Consider the following 2,838-nt stretch of genomic DNA (forward strand, 5'->3'; position numbering starts at 1 on the left):
AACTCACCCGTCCAGCAACTGACCTCAGTCATCCCCTCCATACCAGGACAACGACAACCACCAGCTCAGGACACGAACCGCTGCTGGAGTATTAGTGGCTAGTCGCTGCCGCTGCCCGGGAGCCACAGCGGCTACTGGGCCCTCATCGAATGTGACGTCGACCGGTTTGCAATGAAATCCCAACCATCGCTGACGGCGGATGTCAGAGCGTTGACCTGCTCATCCCGCACCGCGAACGGCGATGTCAGACACACCTCAGCCCAGAGACGGACGGCCGGTGCCGCTTCGCTGTCCCTGCTCGTCCACCCCATGCCAGCGGGCGGAATACACCCAATTCATCGCCGTGTTGGAGAAGATCTTCCCGAGGCAGGGCCGGGAAGACCACGCGTGCAGCTCGACAGCCTCGCGGCCGGCCAAGGCATACAGCAATCGTCCCGTCCGCGAGTACCTGAGACGATGAGGTGATAGCCAGGCCGCCTGCCTACGAAAGGGCTCACGCGGCGGATGGCCGCCCGGGTTCGACAAGGACCGCTACAAGAGACGCAACACACCGTCGAACGTGCGATCAACCACCTGAAACAGTCTCCCACGGTCTTCACACACTATGACAAGCAGGGCTATGTCGTCCTCGGTACCACCATCGCGGCGTTCATCACGATCTGGCTCCGCACGTGAGTCCCTATGCGACCGACCATAGACGTCTGGCCTTGGCGTCGGCCGCTGCTGACGAGGGCGGCAAGATTATTCAGGATCACTTCGGCGATCTCAGTGTCGATAACCTCGCCATCCTCCGCCCGCTGCAGGAACCACGCAACAGCGGAATTATTCATCAAGTCGGGGCACCTGGCCTCGGCCGAGGCGAGTGCAACGGACAGGCGAGACAAGATCGCGAACACGACGCCGTCCGCCCATGCTGCGTTAGCTAGTCTTCTGAGTCAGGAATCCGTTTCATGAGTAGGGTCTGTTCATGGTTCGGATGGGGCGGCCGAAGGCCGCGTTGGTTTTGACTGCTCAAGAGCGGGATCGGTTAGAGGAGTTGGTGCGTCGGAGGTCGACGCCGCAGGCGCTGGTTTTTGCGCTGCCGGATTGTCCTTGCGTGCGCATCCGGTTTCACCAATCGGGAGGTTGCCCGCCAGGGCGGTGCCGAGGAGCACACGGTCGGCAAGTGGCGTGCACGTTTTGTCTGCGACCGCTTGCCCGGGCTTGGCGACATGCCGCGCCCGGGCGGTCCTCGTTCGGTGTCCGACGAGCAGGTCACCGCGGTGGTGAAGAGAACGCTGGAAACGCTCTGCTGTTCTGCGTCGACGAGAAATCCCAGACTCAGGCGCTCGACCGTTCGCAGCCGGTGTTGCCGATGATGCCCGGGATTCCGCAGCGGACCACTCACGACTATGTCCGCGCCGGCACCACGACTCTGTTCGCGGCACTCGAGGTCACCACCGGACACAGTGATCAGCTCACTGCACCGCCGACACCGGACAGAGGAGTTCAAGAAAGTTCCTGGTCAAGCTCGAGCATGAGATCCCAGCGCTCTTGATGTCCATCTGGTGCTCGACAACTACGCCACCCACAAGACACAGCCATCAAGACCTGGCTGGTGGCCCACCCCCGCTTCCACCTGCACTTCACACCCACCGGATCGTCCTGGCTCAACCTGGTCAAACGCTGGTTCGCGGAACTGACGAACAAACGGATACACCGAGGCGTCCACAAAAGCGTCCAAGCCCTGGAGGAGGACATCCACGGACCTGGATCGCCGACTGGAACACCAATCCCAGGCCATACGTCTGGACGAAGACCGCAGACGAAATCCTTGAACGCCTCGCCAGCTATCTGAAACGGATTCCTGACTCAGAAGACTAGATCTCCACCGCGAAAAAAGACCCTCGCACGCTTGAGGCTTCGACGTCCTCCAGCGGACTCCGATTCTCCAGCCTCACTTTTGCGGCCAGCACCTCGCGTCCATTGCCTGGACAGGCCGCCGCATGCACCGGCGCCGATGTGAACTTGTCGGACCCAATCCCTCACCACGGTCTCGGCCAGCTCGAAGCCTTGAGCGACCGGACCGACCGAGCGATCCCCTCATCGACACAGCTCGACGATCTCAGACGTGAACTGCGGCGTGAACGAGCACAAAGGCGACGCAGCCGCACTGATCGTCCCCAGCCTCGCCAGTCCCCTCAGTCCGTCCACTACCAGCACAAAACTCCTCGCTGCACGGATCGAAGAACTCCTGGAAGCCCACCCTCTCCCCCGTCCTGACCCCAATGCCCGGCATCAGGATCAGAACCGCAGCCCCAATCCTCGAACGGCGTCGGAGACGGCAGCGGCTTCGCCACCGCCGGCCCCCCCACCTACGCCAGCCTGGCACCCGTGACCAGAAACTTTGACTCCTCCGCAGCGAACACCCCTCCAGGCGCGGCAACAAGTGCTCAAACGGGCCTCCTCCCTCGCCGCGCTCGCCCCACCACAGTCCCGCGCCCACTACGACCGAAAACGCCACGAAAGGAAACACATCGCAGCCCTCATCACACCAGCACAACGTCCCATCGACACCCTCTTCGCCATACTCCGAGATAGCACCCTCTACCAACCGCCCACCGCGACTACAACTTGACGAAATCCGTAAAGGCACCTTTTCCGACCTCACCTGCGACGACCGAAGACGGCCGGGAGAGGTCGACCAGGCCAGCGTCGTCCAAGCGGTGCAGGATCTCCTCGTGCAACCGGCCCCACACACCCTCCCGCGACCAGATCAGGAACCGGCGATGCGTGGTCGACTTCGATATGCCGAAACACGGCGGCAAAGCCCGCCAGGCGCACCCGCTGACCAGCACG

The 2,838-nt window shown here is 62.5% G+C and carries 1 protein-coding gene and 2 pseudogenes; 1 reads left to right on the plus strand and 2 read right to left on the minus strand.

Annotation, left to right across the window (positions count from 1 at the left end; all coding sequences use genetic code 11):
• Positions 1-617: 617 nt before the first annotated feature.
• Positions 618-896 carry a hypothetical protein gene (locus ACZ4NT_RS39055; protein WP_467730173.1) on the minus strand — a complete coding sequence of 93 codons (279 nt, stop codon included), beginning with the start codon at positions 894-896 and terminating at the stop codon, positions 618-620.
• Positions 897-976: 80 nt separating this feature from the next.
• On the opposite strand from ACZ4NT_RS39055, the pseudogene ACZ4NT_RS39060 reads away from it, so the two are divergent.
• Positions 977-1,863, plus strand: a pseudogene (locus ACZ4NT_RS39060) (IS630 family transposase).
• Positions 1,864-2,669: 806 nt separating this feature from the next.
• Here ACZ4NT_RS39060 and ACZ4NT_RS39065 read toward each other — a convergent pair.
• Positions 2,670-2,838, minus strand: a pseudogene (locus tag ACZ4NT_RS39065) (transposase); the annotation flags it as partial.

It is taken from the genome of Streptomyces sp. NPDC026417 (assembly GCF_055567695.1).